General features: G+C 32.9%; 1 protein-coding gene. It reads right to left on the reverse strand.

Annotated features, from left to right (window positions below; translation table 11 throughout):
* Positions 1–283, reverse strand: a 283-nt coding sequence (locus tag HMPREF3057_RS05230; RefSeq protein ID WP_142350341.1) for a transposase, incomplete at its 3' end; no start/stop codon positions are given.
* Positions 284–624: the final 341 nt, after the last annotated feature.

Here is a 624-nt window from a genome sequence, read left to right on the forward strand (position 1 = left end):
GTTTTTGATTTTGTGATAGCCACATCATTCGGATGCTATCATTAAGCATTTTTTCTATTTTACGACCTGAGAATACAGATTGTGTGTAGGCATATAGAATCACTTTTAACATCATTTTAGGATGGTACGAAGTTGCACCACGGTGATGTCTGAATTCGTCGAATTCATTGTCAGGAATTGTTTCAACAATATCATTTACATGTCGTGAAATATCATTTGTGGGGATAAGAACTGAAGTTTCCATTGGTAGAGTAAGTTGAGTCATGTTATAATTTTTATACATAAGGCACCTCGTTAATTTAGTTTAGTGATGTTTATTAAATTATACGAAAGTGCTTTATTTTTTTAAAGTATTACAATGTAAAATTACATATAAATACAAAGTATTTTGGCGAGACTCTTGAGGGAACAGGACAAGCTGAAGACTACAGGCTGAAGCTGTCCCCTAAGAAAGCGAGCCAACAATACGGAGTATTGTAAATAAAGGGCTCTATAATAAATTGGACTGATGACTAAAAATCATCAGTCCAATTTTTATGTTTGAATACAAAAATGGCGCAATTACCTCTATAATTATTAGCTACCAAACAAAATAAAAAGAAAGGTAATGCGCCTATGTGTAAG

This window comes from Streptococcus sp. HMSC072D05, assembly GCF_001815805.1.
Lineage (GTDB): Bacteria > Bacillota > Bacilli > Lactobacillales > Streptococcaceae > Streptococcus.